The sequence below is a fragment of the Streptomyces griseoruber genome, assembly GCF_001514205.1.
Classification (GTDB): Bacteria; Actinomycetota; Actinomycetes; order Streptomycetales; family Streptomycetaceae; genus Streptomyces; species Streptomyces griseoruber.
The window spans coordinates 255,288-272,593 of the sequence record NZ_KQ948772.1 but is presented as its reverse complement, the minus strand read 5'-3'; the positions used below and the strand labels follow the sequence as shown (position 1 = coordinate 272,593).

The following is a 17,306-nucleotide window of genomic DNA, read 5'->3' as shown; positions in this document are numbered from 1 at the left end:
CCCGGTCGCTGCCCGGCCGTTGCTCAACCCCGGTGGAGCAGCCAGCCCCGCCAGGCCGACTCCACCATCTCGCGCACCCCGCGCCGGGCCGTCCAGCCCAGTTCCCGCGCGGCCAGTCCGGCCGAGGCGACCGCGCGGGGCGCGTCACCCGGGCGCCGCCCCTCGACCACGGCGGGTCGCCCGTCGCCGGTCACCTCGCCGATCAGCGTGACCAGCTCGCGCACCGAGACCCCCTCGCCGCGCCCGATGTTCACGGTGAGATCGCCCCCGTCGCCGGCCGGCCGGCGGGCCGCCGCGAGATGCGCCTCGGCCAGGTCCGCGACATGGATGTAGTCCCGCACGCAGGTGCCGTCCGGCGTCGGGTAGTCGTCGCCGAAGATCCGCGGGGCCGCCTCGCGGGTCAGCCGGTCGAAGACCATCGGCACGATGTTGAACACCCCGGTGTCGGCCAGCTCGGGCGCGGCGGCACCGGCCACGTTGAAGTAGCGCAGGCAGGTCGTCGTGATGCCGTGCGCCCGCCCGGCCGCCCGCACCAGCCACTCCCCGGCGAGCTTGGTCTCGCCGTAGGGGTTCACCGGGGCGCAGGGGGTGTCCTCCGTGATGAGGTCCACGTCCGGGTTGCCGTAGACGGCCGCGGACGAGGAGAACACGAACCGCCGTACCCCGGCCTCGGCCACCGCCTCCAGGAGCGTGGCCAGACCGCCGACGTTCTCCCGGTAGTAGCGGGTGGGCTGTGCGACCGACTCGGCGACCTGCTTGTGCGCGGCCAGGTGCACCACACCCGTCACGGCGTGCCCGGCCAGGACCTCCTTGAGCAGGGCCGGGTCCAGCGCGGAGCCCCGCACCAGCTCGACGTCCGCCGGCAGCCGGGCCGGGAACCCGGCCGAGAGGTCGTCCAGGACGACGACGCGCTCCCCGGCGCCCGTCATGGCCCGCGCCACATGGGCCCCTATGTATCCGGCTCCGCCGGTGATCAGCCACGTCATGGCCGCCCACCCTATGCCGAGGCCCCGCGCCGCCCGCAATGTCCTCTATGCCGGAGGCGGGGGCCCGCGGTTCGCGCACCGCGGCCATCGCGGTTTGTCGGGCGGGCCACCGATCGATGATGATGATCTCGGCAAAGGCCGGTTCAAACCGTGCCGTCTGACCGCGTTGATCGGAGCTGAACGGCCGGTGAACGCGGCCTTCCCGGCATCCGATAGCCTCTGCCGACATGCCGCCCGCCCGGCCCCGACCGGGGCAGGCCCAGGGCGCCCCCATCGTGTACACGACCGGCGCGGACGCGTCGGGACTCAGGGAGTGAGTTCGGTTGCCGACCGCCATCCTCACCGGTCAGCCGGTCCCCGGATCGTCGATCGAGGGCGATCTGCGCTCCCTCGGCTTCGACGTCCGGCTCGCCGACGGCAGCGCCGACACCGAGGCGCTGCTCGCCGCGGTGCCGGCCCAGGACCGGGTCGCCGTCGTCGACGCCCGCTTCGTCGGTCATCTGCACGCCCTGCGCCTCGGCCTGACCGACCCGCGCTTCCCGCTCGCCGCGATCCCCGGCGCGCTCACCGCGCAGCCCGCCGGCCGGCCGGCCCTCACCCGCGCGCTGGCCCGCGAGAACTCCGCGAGCGGCGGCACCGCTCTCGTGGTCGACAGCCTCGCCGACCGTGTCGTCACCGGCCTCGACGCCGACGGCGAGGGCGTCCACCGCCCCGAGCTCGGCAGCCTGGTCGCCGAGGTCCCCGCCGACCCGCAGGCCCGCAACGAGGCACGGCAGGCCGTCGCCTCCGTCGACGACGAAGCCGTACGCCTGAAGTCGGCCGTGAAGGCCCGCGACGGCTTCTTCACCACCTTCCTCATCAGCCCGTACTCCCGCTACATCGCCCGCTGGTGCGCCCGCCGGGGCCTCACGCCCAACCAGGTCACCACCGCCTCCCTGATCACCGCGCTGATCGCGGCCGGGTGCGCGGCCACCGGCACCCGGGGCGGCTTCGTCGCGGCCGGCGTCCTGCTCATCGCGTCCTTCGTGCTGGACTGCACCGACGGCCAGCTCGCCCGCTACTCCCTGCAGTACTCCACGCTCGGCGCCTGGCTCGACGCCACCTTCGACCGGATCAAGGAGTACGCCTACTACGCCGGCCTCGCCCTCGGAGCCGCGCGGGGCGGCGGCAGTGACGACGTGTGGGCCCTCGCGCTCGGCGCGATGATCCTCCAGACCTGCCGGCACGTGGTCGACTTCTCCTTCAACGAGGCGAACCACGACGCGACCGCCAACACCAGCCCCACCGCCGCCCTCTCCGACAAGCTCGACAGCGTCGGCTGGACGGTCTGGGTGCGGCGGATGATAGTCCTGCCCATCGGCGAACGATGGGCCATGATCGCCGTCCTGACGGCCGCCACGACCCCCCGCATCACCTTCTACGCGCTGATCGCGGGCTGCGCCTTCGCGGCGACGTACACCACGGCCGGGCGGGTGCTGCGCTCGGTGACCCGCAAGGCCCGGCGCACCGACCGGGCCGCGCAGGCGCTGGCGGACCTGACCGACAGCGGCCCCCTCGCCCAGGGCGTGGCCCGGGTCGTGCGCGGCAAGGGTGGCCACCTGGCGCCGCTCAGTGCCGCCGTGGGTGTCGTCCTGGTCGTGGCCGGATCCTGGCTGTGGGGACCTGGCTGGTGGACCGTCCTGATGGCCGGTGCCTACGTCCTGGCGTCGGCCGAAGCCGTCTCGCGCCCCCTCAAGGGCGCCCTCGACTGGCTCGTCCCCCCGCTCTTCCGGGCCGGCGAATACCTGACCGTCCTGATCCTCGCGGCGAAGTCCGGGGTGAACGGAGCCCTTCCTGCGGCTTTCGGGCTGGTGGCCGCCGTCGCCTACCATCACTACGACACGGTGTACCGCATCCGCGGCAACGCCGGAGCGCCGCCGGCCTGGCTGGTGCGCGCCGTAGGGGGGCAGGAGGGGCGGACGCTGCTCGTCGCGGTGCTGGCCGCCCTGCTCACCGCCCCGCAGTTCGAGGTCGCGCTCACGGTCCTGGCCGTGGCCGTCGCCCTCGTGGTGCTCGTCGAGAGCATCCGCTTCTGGGTGTCCGCAGGGGCCCCCGCCGTACACGATGAAGGAGAACCCGCATGATCGGCCTCGTGCTGGCGGCCGGCGCCGGACGGCGTCTGCGCCCCTACACCGACAGCCTGCCCAAGGCGCTGGTGCCGGTGGGGCCCGCGGGCATAGAGGGCGAGCCCACGGTTCTCGACCTGACCCTCGGCAACTTCGCCGAGATCGGGCTGACCGAGGTCGCGGTCATCGTCGGCTACCGCAAGGAGGCCGTGTACGCGCGCAAGGAGGCCCTGGAGGCCAAGTACGGCCTGAAGCTCACCCTCATCGACAACGACAAGGCCGAGGAGTGGAACAACGCCTACTCCCTGTGGTGCGGCCGTGACGCCCTCAAGGACGGTGTGATCCTCGCCAACGGCGACACCGTGCACCCGGTCTCCGTCGAGAAGACGCTGCTCGCCGCCCGCGGCGAGGGCAGGCGGATCATTCTCGCCCTGGACACCGTCAAGTCCCTCGCCGACGAGGAGATGAAGGTCGTCGTCGACCCCGAGCGGGGCATGACGAAGATCACCAAGCTGATGGACCCGGCCGAGGCCACCGGCGAGTACATCGGCGTCACGCTCATCGAGGGCGACGCCGCCCCCGAGCTGGCCGACGCGCTGAAGACCGTGTGGGAGACCGACCCGCAGCAGTTCTACGAGCACGGCTACCAGGAGCTCGTCGACCGCGGCTTCCGGATCGACGTCGCGCCGATCGGCGAGGTGAGCTGGGTGGAGATCGACAACCACGACGACCTCGCCCGCGGACGGGAGATCGCGTGCCAGTACTGACCCGGCTGATCCCCTCGCCGGTCGTCGTCGACATCCGCCCGGGTGCCCTCGACGACCTGGTCGGGGTCCTCGCCGACGAACGCATCTCGCACTCCGGCAAGCTCGCCGTCGCCGTCAGCGGCGGCTCCGGCGCCCGGCTGCGCGAGCGGCTCGCCCCCTCCCTGCCCGGCGCCGCCTGGTACGAGGTCGGCGGCGGCACCCTCGACGACGCGGTCCGGCTGGCGAGCGACATAAAGGCCGGCCACTACGACGCGGTCGTGGGCCTCGGCGGCGGCAAGATCATCGACTGTGCCAAGTTCGCCGCGGCACGGGTCGGCCTCCCGCTGGTCGCCGTCCCCACGAACCTCGCGCACGACGGCCTGTGCTCCCCGGTCGCCACCCTCGACAACGACGCGGGCCGCGGCTCCTACGGTGTGCCCAACCCGATCGCCGTCGTGATCGACCTGGACGTCATCCGCGAGGCCCCGGTGCGGTTCGTACGCGCCGGCATCGGCGACGCCGTGTCCAACATCTCGGCCATCGCGGACTGGGAGCTCGCCAACAGGGTCAAGGGCGAGAAGATCGACGGCCTCGCCGCCGCGATCGCCCGCCAGGCCGGCGAGGCGGTCCTGCGCCACCCCGGCGGCATCGGGGACACCGGCTTCCTCCAGGTGCTGGCCGAGGCGCTGGTGCTCAGCGGCATCGCGATGTCGGTGTCGGGCGACTCCCGCCCGTCCTCCGGCGCGTGCCACGAGATCAACCACGCCTTCGACCTGCTGTTCCCCAAGCGCGCCGCGGCCCACGGCGAGCAGTGCGGCCTCGGCGCCGCCTTCGCCATGTACCTGCGCGGAGCCCACGAGGAGTCCGCCTACATGGCCGGGGTGCTCAGACGGCACGGGCTGCCGGTGCTGCCGGAGGAGATCGGCTTCACCGTGGACGAGTTCGTCCGCGCGGTGGAGTTCGCCCCCGAGACCCGGCCCGGCCGCTACACGATCCTCGAACACCTCGACCTCAAGACCGAACAGATCAAGGACATCTACGCCGACTATGTCAAGGCCATCGGTAGCTGAACTCAGACCGGTCGTCCACCCCCCGGGGGTGAAGGACCGGCGCAGCGGTGAGCACTGGATGGGACGCCTCTACATGCGTGAGGTGTCCCTGCGGGTGGACCGCTACCTGGTGAACACCAGGGTCACGCCCAACCAGCTCACGTACCTGATGACCGTCTTCGGCGTGCTCTCGGCCCCGGCGCTCCTCGTGCCGGGGATCCGGGGCGCCGTGCTCGGTGTGCTCTGCGTCCAGCTGTACCTGCTGCTGGACTGCGTGGACGGCGAGATCGCGCGCTGGAAGAAGCAGTACTCGCTGAACGGGGTCTACCTCGACCGCGTCGGCGCGTACCTCACCGACGCCGCCGTGCTCGTCGGCCTCGGGATGCGCGCCGCCGACCTGTGGGGGAGCGGCCGTATCGACTGGCTGTGGGCCTTCCTCGGCACCCTGGCCGCGCTCGGCGCGATCCTGATCAAGGCCGAGACCGACCTGGTCGGCGTCGCCCGCCACCAGACCGGGAAGCCGCCGGTCAAGGAGGCCGCCGCCGAGATGCGCTCCTCCGGCATGGCGCTGGCCCGCCGGGCCGCCGCCGCGCTGAAGTTCCACCGGCTGATCCTCGGGATCGAGGCGTCCCTGCTGATCCTGGCCCTGGCGATAGCCGACCAGATCCGCGGCGACCTCTTCTTCACCCGGCTCGGTGTCGCCGTCCTCGCCGGCATCGCCCTGCTCCAGACCCTGCTGCACCTGGTGTCGATCCTCGCGTCGAGCAGGCTCAAGTGAGCGCCCTGAAGGTCGGGGCGGTGATCATCACCATGGGCAACCGCCCCGACGAGCTGAGGGCCCTGATCGACTCGGTCGCGGGGCAGGACGGCGAGCCGGTCCAGGTCGTCGTGGTCGGCAACGGCTCGCCCGTCCCGGACGTCCCCGAGGGCGTGCGCACGATCGAGCTGCCCGAGAACCTGGGCATCCCCGGTGGCCGCAACGTCGGCATCGAGGCCTTCGGCCCGGCCGGCCGGGACGCCGACGTCCTGCTCTTCCTGGACGACGACGGCCTGCTGGCCCAGCAGGACACCGCCGAGCTGTGCCGGCGGGCCTTCGCGGCCGACCCGGGGCTCGGCATCGTCAGCTTCCGCATCGCCGACCCGGACACCGGCGTCACCCAGCGTCGGCACGTCCCGCGGCTGCGGGCCTCCGACCCGATGCGCTCCTCCCGGGTCACCACCTTCCTCGGCGGCGCCAACGCCGTCCGTACGAAGGTCTTCGCAGACGTGGGTGGACTGCCGGACGAGTTCTTCTACGCCCATGAGGAGACCGACCTCGCCTGGCGGGCCCTCGACGCGGGCTGGATGATCGACTACCGGTCCGACATGGTGCTGTACCACCCCACGACCGCGCCCTCGCGGCACGCGGTCTACCACCGCATGGTGGCGCGCAACCGGGTCTGGCTGGCCCGGCGCAACCTGCCCGCCGTGCTCGTTCCGGTCTATCTCGGGGTGTGGCTGCTGCTCACCCTGGCCCGGCGGCCCTCGCGGTCCGCGCTGAAGGCGTGGTTTGGCGGCTTCCGGGAAGGCTGGACCACACCGTGCGGGCCGCGCAGGCCCATGAAGTGGCGTACGGTGTGGCGGCTGACCAGACTGGGCCGCCCCCCGGTCATCTGACAAGCTCGTCCCAGAGGGCTCCCGGCCGCACCGCGAGCCCCCGGCTCATGCCGGCCCTGTCAAGGCCGTGCATCGCGAAGACGAAAGTTTCCTACTTGTGAGTGAGACAACGCATGACGGCGGAGTCGCGGTGAGCGCGCTTCCGTCGCCCGACGAGGGCCTGACGGCCGCCCAGCTGGCCGCCAAGTACGGGCTGGCCGTGAGCGGCGCCCGGCCCCCGGTACGGGAGTACGTCCGCCAGCTCTGGGGACGCCGGCACTTCATCCTGGCGTTCTCCCGGGCGAAGCTGACCGCGCAGTACAGCCAGGCCAAGCTCGGCCAGCTGTGGCAGGTGGCGACTCCGCTGCTGAACGCGTTCGTGTACTTCATGATCTTCGGCGTGCTGCTCAACGCCAGCCGGGGCATGCCCAAGGACGTGTACATCCCGTTCCTGGTCACGGGCGTCTTCGTGTTCACCTTCACGCAGAGCTCCGTGATGAGCGGGGTCCGGGCGATCTCCGGCAACCTCGGCCTGGTGCGCGCCCTGCACTTCCCGCGCGCCTCGCTGCCGATCTCCTTCGCGCTCCAGCAGCTCCAGCAGCTGCTGTACTCGATGCTGGTGATGTTCGTCGTCGTGATCGGCTTCGGCAGCTACCCGGACGCCTCCTGGGCGCTGATCGTGCCGGTGCTGATCCTCCAGTTCGCCTTCAACACCGGACTGGCCCTGGTGTTCGCCCGGGCCGGCGCGAAGACTCCCGACCTCGCCCAGCTGATGCCGTTCGTGATGCGGACCTGGATGTACGCCTCCGGCGTGATGTTCTCCATCCCCGTCTTCCTCGCCGACAAGCCGCAGTGGGTGGCCAACGTCCTGCAGTGGAACCCGGCCGCCATCTACATGGACCTGATGCGCTTCGCGCTCATCGAGGAGTACGGCGCCGAGAACCTCCCCGACCACGTCTGGGCCGTCGCCGGCGGCTGGGCCCTGCTGCTCGCGGTCGGCGGCTTCCTGTACTTCTGGAAGGCGGAGGAGAGGTACGGCCGTGGCTGACCAGGTACCCGGGCAACACATCCCCACCGTCATCGCCGACGACGTGCACATCGTCTACCGCGTCAACGGCGCGAAGACGGGCAAGGGCAGCGCCACCGCCGCGCTGAGCCGGATGATCAGGCGGGGCTCCGACGACGAGGCACGCGGTGTGCGCAAGGTGCACGCGGTACGCGGCGTCTCCTTCGTCGCCCACCGGGGCGAGGCCATCGGCCTGATCGGCTCCAACGGCTCCGGCAAGTCCACCCTGCTGCGCGCCATCGCCGGTCTGCTGCCGCCGGAGAGCGGCAAGGTCTACACCGACGGCCAGCCCTCGCTGCTCGGCGTCAACGCGGCCCTGATGAACGACCTCACGGGCGAGCGCAACGTCATCCTCGGCGGTCTCGCCATGGGCATGTCCCGGGAGCAGATCAAGGAGCGCTTCCAGGAGATCGTCGACTTCTCCGGCATCAACGAGAAGGGCGACTTCATCACCCTGCCGATGCGCACCTACTCCTCGGGCATGCAGGCCCGGCTGCGCTTCTCCATCGCCGCCGCCAAGGACCACGACGTCCTGATGATCGACGAGGCCCTGGCCACCGGCGACCGCAAGTTCCAGAAGCGCTCCGAGGAACGCATCCGGGAGCTGCGCAAGCACGCCGGCACGGTGTTCCTGGTCAGCCACAGCAACAAGTCGATCCGCGACACCTGCGACCGCGTCCTGTGGCTGGAGCGCGGCGAACTCCGCCTGGACGGACCGACCGACGAGGTCCTCAAGGAGTACGAGAAGTTCACGGGCAAGTAGCGAGAAGAGGCCGGGGCCCTGCCGGAACTGTCCGGTGGGGCCCCGCGTCTGCAAAGGAAACGTCAACTCCGGGTCGGCGTAGGAATCTTGACGCCAATCGGTGCGTTGTTGTGATCTGCGGGACACCCGCGCGAACCTCGCTGCGTTGTACAACGTAAGCTGTGACAGGTCCCGAAACGCGTCAAGTGGGGCGATAATGCGCGACACCCTCGGTCGAGGCTGCCGTGCGGACAGCCGGGCGGCGTGTCCGAAATAGTGTGTCTTGGGTCGGCGGTGTAGAACGGGAGATGTGACGGCAATGGCTACGGAAACTCCCCAGCTCAACGCAGTATGTGCCGTCCCTGCCCCAGGTCGTGAACGATGACGGCGCCGGCCGTGCCCCGCACCGGCGGCCCCGAGCGCGGCACCCTCGACAAGGCCGCGGACGAGAACTTCCCGGTCGCCCCGTTCTTCCTGCCCCGCGCCTGGCGCGAGGACCTCATGGCCGTCTACGGCTTCGCCCGCCTCGTCGACGACATCGGTGACGGCGACCTCGCCCCCGGCGGCGCCGACGCCGCCCTCCTCGGCGTTTCGGCCACCGACGCCGAGGACCGCATGCTCCTCCTCGACGCCTTCGAGACCGACCTGCGTCGTGTCTTCGGCGGACCCGCCGGATCCGGCGGACGCGACGGCGGGCCCCGCCACCCCCTGCTGCGGGGTCTGCTGCCCACGGTCCGCCGTCACCGCCTCACCCCCGAGCCGTTCCTCGCCCTGATCGCCGCCAACCGCCAGGACCAGCTCGTCAAGCGCTACGAGACCCACGACGACCTTCTCGCCTACTGCGAGCTGTCGGCCAACCCCGTCGGCCGTCTCGTGCTCGCCGTCACCGGCACCTCGACCCCCGAGCGGATCCGCCGCTCCGACGCGATCTGCACCGCACTGCAGATCGTCGAACACCTCCAGGACGTGGCCGAGGACCTCGGCCGCGACCGCGTCTACCTGCCCGCCTCCGACATGAAGCGCTTTCATGTGCGGGAGGCGGATCTCGCCGCGCCCTCGGCGGGCGCCTCGGTGCGCGCCCTGGTCGCGTACGAGGTGCAACGCGTCCGCGATCTGCTGAATGAAGGCGCCCCCCTCGTGGGTAGCGTCCACGGCAGGCTGAGGCTGCTGCTCGCAGGGTTCGTGGCGGGGGGAAGGGCGGCGGTCCACGCGATCGCCGCCGCCGAATACGACGTACTTCCCGGCCCGCCCAAGCCCGGCAAGCTCCGGTTGCTGCGCGAGGTGGGCGTGACCCTGCGAGGAGAGGGGTGATCCGGACCGTGGAGTCGTCACCGCACGTGTCCGCACCGGTACTCGCCGCGTACAGCTACTGCGAGGCCGTCACCGGACAGCAGGCCCGTAACTTCGCCTACGGGATCCGGCTGCTGCCCACACCGAAACGCCGCGCGATGTCGGCGCTGTACGCGTTCTCGCGCCGCGTCGACGACATCGGCGACGGCGCGCTGGAGGACAAGGTCAAGACCGCCCGCCTCGAGGACACCCGGGCACTGCTCGCCCGGGTCCGCGACGGCGAGGTCGACGAGGACGACACCGACCCCGTCGCGGTCGCCCTCGCCCACACCGCGCGCGTCTTCCCGGTCCCGCTGGGCGGCCTGGACGAACTGATCGACGGCGTCCTGATGGACGTACGCGGCGAGACCTACGAGACCTGGGACGACCTGAAGGCGTACTGCCGCTGTGTGGCGGGTGCCATCGGACGTCTCTCGCTCGGTGTGTTCGGTACGGAACCGCGGGCGCGCGGCGCCGAGCGCGCGCCGGAGTACGCCGACACGCTCGGGCTGGCGCTCCAGCTGACGAACATCCTGCGGGACGTCCGCGAGGACGCGGCGGGCGGCCGGACCTATCTGCCCGCCGACGACCTCGCCAAGTTCGGCTGCTCGGCCGGGTTCGACGGGCCGGTCCCGCCGGAGGGCTCCGACTTCGCGGGACTCGTGCACTTCGAGGTGCGCCGGGCCCGCGCCCTGTTCGCCGAGGGCTACCGGCTGCTGCCCCTGCTCGACCGGCGCAGCGGCGCCTGTGTCGCCGCCATGGCCGGCATCTACCGGCGCCTCCTCGACCGCATCGAACGCGACCCCGTCGCCGTGCTGCGCGGCCGGGTCTCGTTGCCCGGCCGGGAGAAGGCCTATGTCGCCGTGCGCGGACTGTCGGGACTGGACGCCCGGCACGTCTCACGGCAGACCGTCAGGAGGCATGCCTGATGGGCGCCGTGGGCGACACCGCGGGTCAGGGTGCTGCCGCCGGAGAAACCCCAGGAACCGACGGAAAGCGGCACGCAACCCTCCGCTGCGGCGCGGCGTCCCTGAGTGCGACCGCCCGCCGTGCACAGTTCACCTACCACGGCAGGGCGGCAGGGGAGGGTGCACGATGAGTGACGAACGGCAGGGCGCCGGCGGACGGCACACGGTCGTCGTCGGCGGCGGGCTCGCCGGCCTCACCGCCGCGCTCGCGCTCGCCGACGCGGGCGTGCGCGTCACCCTGCTGGAGGGCCGGCCCCGCCTGGGCGGTCTGGCCTTCTCCTTCCGGCGCGGCGACCTCACCGTCGACAACGGCCAGCATGTCTATCTGCGGTGCTGCACCGCCTACCGCTGGTTCCTCGACCGCATCGAGGGCGCCGCCCTGGCGCCTCTGCAAAATCGTCTCGACGTGCCCGTTGTCGATGTCGCACGGCCCGAGGGGCGGCGGCTCGGCAGGCTGCGGCGCGACGCCCTGCCGGTGCCCCTGCACCTCGGGCGCAGCCTCGCCGCCTACCCGCATCTCTCCCTCGCCGAACGGGCCAGGGTGGGCCGGGCCGCGCTCGCGCTCAAGGGGCTCGACCTCGCCGACCCGGCGCTGGACACCCAGGACTTCGGGAGCTGGCTGACCGCACACGGCCAGTCGGCCCGCGCCGTCGAGGCCCTGTGGGACCTGGTCGGGGTCGCCACCCTCAACGCGGTCGCGGGCGAGGCCTCGCTGGGGCTCGCCGCGATGGTGTTCAAGACCGGCCTGCTGTCCGACCCGGGCGCCGCCGACATCGGCTGGGCCCATGTCCCCCTCGGTGAACTCCACGACCGGCTGGCCCGCAAGGCGCTCGACTCCGCGGGCGTGCGCACCGAGGTCCGTACCCGCGTCACCTCCGTCTCCCCCGGGACGGACGGGCGCTGGAGCGTCCGGGTTCCCGGCGAGACGCTCACCGCGGACGCCGTCGTCCTCGCCGTACCGCAGGGCGAGACCCACGGCCTGCTGCCGGCCGGGGCACTCGACGCCCCCGAACGGCTGCTGGAGATCGGCACCGCGCCCATCCTCAACGTCCATGTCGTCTACGACCGCAAGGTGCTCGACGCCCCCTTCCTCGCCGCGCTGGGCACACCCGTGCAGTGGGTGTTCGACCGCACCGACGCCTCCGGCCTGCGCGAAGGCCAGTACCTCGCGCTGTCCCAGTCCACCGCCCAGGACGAGATCGACACCCCGGTCGCCGATCTGCGCGCGCGCTACCTCCCCGAGCTCGAACGGCTGCTGCCCCGCGCGCGCGGCGCCGAGGTGAGGGACTTCTTCGTCACCCGGGAGCGCCACGCGACGTTCGCTCCCGCTCCCGGCGTCGGGCGGCTGCGTCCCGGCGCCCGCACCGAAGCCCCCGGCCTGTACCTGGCCGGAGCGTGGACCGCCACAGGGTGGCCCGCGACCATGGAGAGTGCGGTCCGCAGCGGCGTGAACGCGGCGGACGCCGCGCTCGGCGCCCTCGGCCGGCCCCGACCCCACCGGCTCTTCGCGTTCGAGGAGGCGGCCTGATGCTCGATCAGCACGGCTCGGCACACCCCCGCACCCCCTCCGGTACCGCAACAAGAGGAGAAACTGTGCCCACTGTGCCCCCGGCCTCGCCGGCCGCTCGCAGGACCGCGGTGGACGTGACCGCGCTCCTGGAGCGCGGCCGCACCCTGGCCACTCCGGTGCTCCGGGCGGCCGTCGACCGGCTGGCGCCGCCCATGGACACGGTCGCCGCCTACCACTTCGGCTGGATCGACGCCCAGGGCAACCCGACCGACGGCGACGGCGGCAAGGCGGTCCGGCCCGCCCTCGCGGTGCTCTCCGCCGAGGTGACCGGCGCCGCCCCCGAGACCGGGGTGCCCGGCGCGGTCGCGGTGGAGCTGGTCCACAACTTCTCGCTCCTGCACGACGACCTGATGGACGGCGACGAGCAGCGCCGTCACCGCGACACCGTCTGGAAGGTGCACGGCCCGGCCCAGGCGATCCTGGTCGGCGACGCCCTGTTCGCCCTCGCCAACGAGATCCTCCTCGAACTCGGCACCGTGGAGGCCGGCCGCGCCACCCGCCGGCTGACCACCGCCACCCGCGCCCTGATCGACGGCCAGGCCCAGGACATCTCCTACGAGCACCGCGACCGCGTCAGCGTCGAGGAGTGCCTGGAGATGGAGGGCAACAAGACCGGCGCCCTGCTGGCCTGCGCCAGCTCCATCGGCGCCGTGCTCGGCGGCGCGGACGAGCGCAGCGCCGACCGCCTGGAGAAGTACGGCTACCACCTCGGCCTGGCCTTCCAGGCCGTCGACGACCTCCTCGGCATCTGGGGCGACCCGGTCTCCACCGGCAAGCAGACCTGGAGCGACCTGCGTCAGCGCAAGAAGTCCCTGCCGGTCGTGGCGGCGCTCGCGGCGGGCGGCCCCGCCTCCGAGCGGCTCGGCGAGATCCTCGCCGCCGACGCCAAGAGCAGTGACTTCGCGACCTTCTCCGAGGAGGAGTTCGCGGCCCGCGCCGCGCTCATCGAGGAGGCCGGCGGCCGGGACTGGACCGCCGAGGAGGCCCGTCGTCAGCACACCGTCGCCATCGAGGCCCTGAACGCCGTGGACATGCCGGAGCAGGTGCGGGACCGGTTCACGGCGCTCGCCGACTTCGTCGTCGTACGAAAGAGATGATCACTATCGGTCGAATAGTCCTCGCGTAGTCGCCGGCCGGTGCAGCGAGGCGAGATGCGTACCGGCCGACGGCGTTCCCACAGCAGCACGACTCGCACGACTGCACGAAGGGGAAGCCATGACAGCGACGACCGACGGAAGCGCCGGGGCGGCCCTGCCGCCCCGGGCGGCCGCGGCCAGCGACACCGACATCACCATCCCCGTGGCGGCCGGGGTACAAGAAGCCGCCGCACGCGCCACCCGGCGCGCCACCGACTTCCTGCTCGCCCGCCAGGACCCCGAGGGCTGGTGGAAGGGCGACCTCGAGACCAACGTCACCATGGACGCCGAGGACCTCCTCCTCCGTCAGTTCCTGGGCATCCGCGACGAGGCCACCACCCAGGCCGCCGCCCGCTTCGTCCGCGGCCGGCAGCGCGAGGACGGCACCTGGGCCACCTTCTACGGCGGCCCGCCCGAACTCTCCGCCACCGTCGAGGCGTACGTCGCCCTGCGACTGGCCGGTGACGCCCCCGACGCCCCCCACATGGCGAAGGCCTCGGAGTGGGTCCGCGCCCAGGGAGGCATCGCCGCCGCCCGGGTCTTCACCCGGATCTGGCTGGCCCTGTTCGGCTGGTGGAAGTGGGAGGACCTGCCCGAACTCCCGCCGGAGCTGCTGTACTTCCCGAAGTGGTTCCCGCTCAGCATCTACCACTTCGGCTGCTGGGCCCGGCAGACCATCGTCCCGCTCACCGTCGTCTCGGCGAAGCGCCCGGTGCGCCCGGCGCCGTTCCCGCTCGACGAGCTGCACACCGACCCCGACCGTCCCAACCCGCCGCAGCCGCTGGCGCCCGTGCACACCTGGGACGGTCTCTTCCAGCGGCTCGACAAGGTCGTCCGCGGCTACCGCACGGTCGCGGTGCGCCGGCTGCGCAGGGCCGCCATGAACTCCGCCGCCCGCTGGATCATCGAGCGGCAGGAGAACGACGGCTGCTGGGGCGGCATCCAGCCCCCGGCCGTGTACTCGGTGATCGCCCTGCATCTGCTCGGCTACGACCTCGAACACCCCGTGATGCGCGAGGGCCTGAAGTCGCTTGATCGTTACGCCGTGTGGCGCGAGGACGGCTCCCGGATGATCGAGGCCTGCCAGTCCCCGGTGTGGGACACCTGCCTCGCCACCATCGCGCTCGCCGACGCCGGTCTGCCCGCCGACCACCCCCAACTCGTCAAGGCCGCCGACTGGATGCTCGGCGAGCAGATCGTGCGGCCCGGCGACTGGTCCGAGCGCCGCCCCCACCTCCCGCCCGGCGGCTGGGCGTTCGAGTTCCACAACGACAACTACCCGGACATCGACGACACCGCCGAGGTCGTCCTCGCGCTGCGCCGGGTCCGCCATCACGACCCCGAGCGGGTGGAGCGGGCGATCGGGCGCGGGGTGCGCTGGAACCTCGGCATGCAGTCCCGGGGCGGGGCCTGGGCCGCCTTCGACGTCGACAACACCAGCCCGTTCCCCAACCGGCTGCCGTTCTGCGACTTCGGCGAGGTCATCGACCCCCCGTCGGCCGATGTCACCGCGCACGTCGTGGAGATGCTCGCCGTCGAGGGCCTCTCCCACGACCCGCGCACCCGGCGCGGGATCCGCTGGCTGCTGGCCGAACAGGAGCCGGACGGCTCGTGGTTCGGCCGCTGGGGCGTCAACTACGTCTACGGCACCGGGTCGGTGGTGCCCGCCCTGACCGCGGCCGGACTGTCCGCCCGGCACCCCGCCATCCGCAGGGCGGTCGCCTGGCTGGAGCGGGTCCAGAACGACGACGGCGGCTGGGGTGAGGACCTGCGCTCCTACCACGACCCCGCCCGCTGGAGCGGCCGCGGCGCCTCGACGGCCTCCCAGACGGCCTGGGCGCTGATGGCCCTGCTGGCGGCGGAGGAGCGGGACTCCCGGGCCGTCGAGCGGGGCATCGCCTGGCTGGTCCGGACCCAGCGGGAGGACGGCTCCTGGGACGAGCCCTACTTCACCGGCACCGGCTTCCCCTGGGACTTCTCCATCAACTACCACCTCTACCGGCAGGTCTTCCCGCTGACCGCACTCGGCCGGTACGTCCACGGGGACCCGTTCGGCAAGAAGCCCGCCGCCGAGGCCGCTCCCGCCGAGGCCGCTCCCGCCGAGGCCGCTCCCGTAGAGGCCGCTCCCGTAGAGGTCAAGGGGAGCTGAATGAGCACGCAGCCCGTCCCGGCCCCGCTGCTGATCGCCTGCGCCCTCGGCATCGAGCACCTCGCCCTGCGCATGGGCGACCGCAGCGGGGCCGGCGGGCCCGTCACCGTCCTGCGCACCGGCATGGGCCCCAAGGCCGCCGAGCGCTCCGTCACCCGGGTCCTCGCCGACCCGGTGCTCGGCGGGGCGGCCGTGCTGGCCACGGGCTTCTGCGCGGGACTCGCCCCCGGGATGCACCCCGGCGACCTGGTCGTCGCCGAGGAGACCCGCGACCCGCGCGGCACCGTGCCCTGTGTGGGCACCGAACTGCTCGTCAAGGAACTCGTGCGCACCCTGCCCGGGCGCACCGTCCACACCGGCCCCCTCACCGGCTCCGACCACGTCGTGCGCGGTCACGAACGGGCCGATCTGCTGGCGACCGGCGCGATCGCCGTCGACATGGAGTCGGCGGCCACGCTCCTGAGCGCCGTGCGCGCGGACGGACGCCCGGTTGCGGCCGTCCGGGTGGTCGTGGACGCTCCAGAACATGAACTCGTCCGGATCGGCACGGTGCGCGGTGGAATATCGGCTTTCCGTGTCCTTCGTTCCGTCCTGCCTGCATTCTTCGAATGGCACCGTAATGTGCTGCTCCCCCGGAGGTGAGCCGAATGGCCATGCCGCTGCGCCAGTCCATCAAGGTCGCTACATATCTCGCTGAACAGAAGCTCCGCAAGCGGGACAAGTTCCCCCTGATCGTGGAGCTGGAACCCCTCTTCGCCTGCAACCTGAAGTGCGAGGGCTGCGGCAAGATCCAGCACCCGGCGGGGGTGCTCAAGCAGCGCATGCCGGTCGCCCAGGCCGTCGGAGCGGTCCTGGAGTCCGGTGCGCCGATGGTGTCCATCGCGGGCGGCGAACCCCTGATGCACCCGCACATCGACGAGATCGTGCGGCAGTTGGTGGCGAAGCGGAAGTACGTCTTCCTGTGCACCAACGCCATGCTGCTGCGCAAGAAGATGGACAAGTTCAAGCCCTCTCCGTACTTCGCCTTCGCGGTGCACATCGACGGGCTGCGGGAGCGGCACGACGAGTCCGTGGCGAAGGAGGGCGTGTTCGACGAGGCCGTGGAGGCGATCAAGGAGGCCAAGCGGCGCGGCTTCCGGGTCACCACCAACTCGACCTTCTTCAACACCGACACCCCGCAGACCATCATCGAGGTGCTGAACTTCCTCAACGACGACCTCAAGGTCGACGAGATGATGATCTCGCCCGCCTACGCCTACGAGAAGGCCCCCGACCAGGAGCACTTCCTCGGTGTGGAGCAGACCCGCGAGCTGTTCAAGAAGGCCTTCGCGGGCGGCAACCGGACCAAGTGGCGGCTCAACCACTCCCCGCTCTTCCTGGACTTCCTGGAGGGCAAGGTCGACTTCCCGTGCACCGCGTGGGCGATCCCCAACTACTCGCTCTTCGGCTGGCAGCGCCCCTGCTACCTGATGAGCGACGGGTACGTGCCGACGTACCGCGAGCTGATCGAGAAGACCGACTGGGACAAGTACGGCCGCGGCAAGGATCCGCGCTGCGCCAACTGCATGGCGCACTGCGGCTACGAGCCCACCGCCGTCCTCGCCACCATGGGCTCGCTCAAGGAGTCGCTGCGCGCGATGCGCGAGACGGTCTCCGGGAACCGGGAGTGAGGTCGTGACCGCCGTCCCTCTCGGTGTCCCCGAGGTACCGGTCCGGCCGGTCGCCGCGCGGCGTGTGTCGCGGCGGATCCAGGTCGGGCCGGTGGCGGTCGGGGGCGGGGCCCCGGTGTCGGTGCAGTCGATGACGACGACCCGTACGTCGGACG

The 17,306-nt window shown here is 72.0% G+C and carries 16 protein-coding genes and 1 pseudogene; 16 read left to right on the top strand and 1 reads right to left on the bottom strand.

Annotated features, from left to right (window positions below; genetic code table 11):
• Positions 1–23: 23 nt before the first annotated feature.
• Positions 24–986 carry a UDP-glucose 4-epimerase GalE gene (gene galE / locus AQJ64_RS25320; RefSeq protein WP_055635853.1) on the bottom strand — a complete coding sequence of 321 codons (963 nt, stop codon included), beginning with the start codon at positions 984–986 and terminating at the stop codon, positions 24–26.
• Between the two features lie 323 nt (positions 987–1,309).
• Here galE and AQJ64_RS25315 point away from each other — a divergent pair, with 323 nt between their 5' ends.
• The 16 genes and pseudogenes from AQJ64_RS25315 to AQJ64_RS48275 form a co-directional block, all read left to right on the top strand.
• Entirely contained in the window at positions 1,310–3,109 is a 1,800-nt protein-coding gene (locus AQJ64_RS25315) for a DUF5941 domain-containing protein (RefSeq protein WP_055635852.1), read from the top strand.
• On the top strand, positions 3,106–3,858 hold the full coding sequence (locus tag AQJ64_RS25310) for a phosphocholine cytidylyltransferase family protein (protein WP_055635851.1): 753 nt from the start codon (positions 3,106–3,108) through the stop codon (positions 3,856–3,858). The genes AQJ64_RS25315 and AQJ64_RS25310 overlap by 4 nt, the downstream gene beginning before the upstream one ends.
• Positions 3,846–4,907, top strand: a complete 1,062-nt coding sequence (locus AQJ64_RS25305) for an iron-containing alcohol dehydrogenase family protein (protein WP_055635850.1) — start codon at positions 3,846–3,848, stop codon at positions 4,905–4,907. The genes AQJ64_RS25310 and AQJ64_RS25305 overlap by 13 nt, the downstream gene beginning before the upstream one ends.
• On the top strand, positions 4,885–5,664 hold the full coding sequence (locus tag AQJ64_RS25300) for a CDP-alcohol phosphatidyltransferase family protein (protein ID WP_079061933.1): 780 nt from the start codon (positions 4,885–4,887) through the stop codon (positions 5,662–5,664). The genes AQJ64_RS25305 and AQJ64_RS25300 overlap by 23 nt, the downstream gene beginning before the upstream one ends.
• Positions 5,665–5,696: 32 nt before the next feature.
• A complete protein-coding gene (locus tag AQJ64_RS25295) occupies positions 5,697–6,542 on the top strand; it encodes a glycosyltransferase family 2 protein (protein WP_055635868.1) in 846 nt (281 codons plus the stop codon).
• A 97-nt stretch (positions 6,543–6,639) separates the two neighbouring features.
• Complete coding sequence (locus tag AQJ64_RS25290; RefSeq protein WP_055635848.1) at positions 6,640–7,569, top strand: ABC transporter permease; 930 nt, start codon at positions 6,640–6,642, stop codon at positions 7,567–7,569.
• Positions 7,562–8,350 carry an ABC transporter ATP-binding protein gene (locus tag AQJ64_RS25285; RefSeq protein WP_055635847.1) on the top strand — a complete coding sequence of 263 codons (789 nt, stop codon included), beginning with the start codon at positions 7,562–7,564 and terminating at the stop codon, positions 8,348–8,350. The genes AQJ64_RS25290 and AQJ64_RS25285 overlap by 8 nt, the downstream gene beginning before the upstream one ends.
• Positions 8,351–8,710: 360 nt before the next feature.
• Entirely contained in the window at positions 8,711–9,640 is a 930-nt protein-coding gene (hpnC, locus tag AQJ64_RS25280; protein ID WP_055635846.1) for a squalene synthase HpnC, read from the top strand.
• Entirely contained in the window at positions 9,637–10,587 is a 951-nt protein-coding gene (hpnD, locus tag AQJ64_RS25275; RefSeq protein WP_055635845.1) for a presqualene diphosphate synthase HpnD, read from the top strand. The genes hpnC and hpnD overlap by 4 nt, the downstream gene beginning before the upstream one ends.
• Positions 10,587–10,757 (top strand): DUF6380 family protein, encoded by a 171-nt coding sequence (locus tag AQJ64_RS52455; protein WP_397808409.1) that lies wholly within the window; start codon positions 10,587–10,589, stop codon positions 10,755–10,757. The genes hpnD and AQJ64_RS52455 overlap by 1 nt, the downstream gene beginning before the upstream one ends.
• A complete protein-coding gene (hpnE, locus tag AQJ64_RS25270) occupies positions 10,754–12,154 on the top strand; it encodes a hydroxysqualene dehydroxylase HpnE (protein ID WP_055635844.1) in 1,401 nt (466 codons plus the stop codon). The genes AQJ64_RS52455 and hpnE overlap by 4 nt, the downstream gene beginning before the upstream one ends.
• A 74-nt stretch (positions 12,155–12,228) precedes the next feature.
• Complete coding sequence (locus AQJ64_RS25265; RefSeq protein WP_079061932.1) at positions 12,229–13,293, top strand: polyprenyl synthetase family protein; 1,065 nt, start codon at positions 12,229–12,231, stop codon at positions 13,291–13,293.
• A gap of 118 nt (positions 13,294–13,411) precedes the next feature.
• On the top strand, positions 13,412–15,481 hold the full coding sequence (shc, locus tag AQJ64_RS25260; protein ID WP_055635842.1) for a squalene--hopene cyclase: 2,070 nt from the start codon (positions 13,412–13,414) through the stop codon (positions 15,479–15,481).
• On the top strand, positions 15,482–16,123 hold the full coding sequence (locus tag AQJ64_RS25255) for a phosphorylase family protein (RefSeq protein WP_055635841.1): 642 nt from the start codon (positions 15,482–15,484) through the stop codon (positions 16,121–16,123). It abuts the gene before it with no gap.
• A gap of 5 nt (positions 16,124–16,128) precedes the next feature.
• Complete coding sequence (gene hpnH / locus AQJ64_RS25250; protein ID WP_055635840.1) at positions 16,129–17,151, top strand: adenosyl-hopene transferase HpnH; 1,023 nt, start codon at positions 16,129–16,131, stop codon at positions 17,149–17,151.
• A gap of 4 nt (positions 17,152–17,155) precedes the next feature.
• Positions 17,156–17,306, top strand: a pseudogene (locus AQJ64_RS48275) (flavodoxin-dependent (E)-4-hydroxy-3-methylbut-2-enyl-diphosphate synthase); the annotation flags it as partial.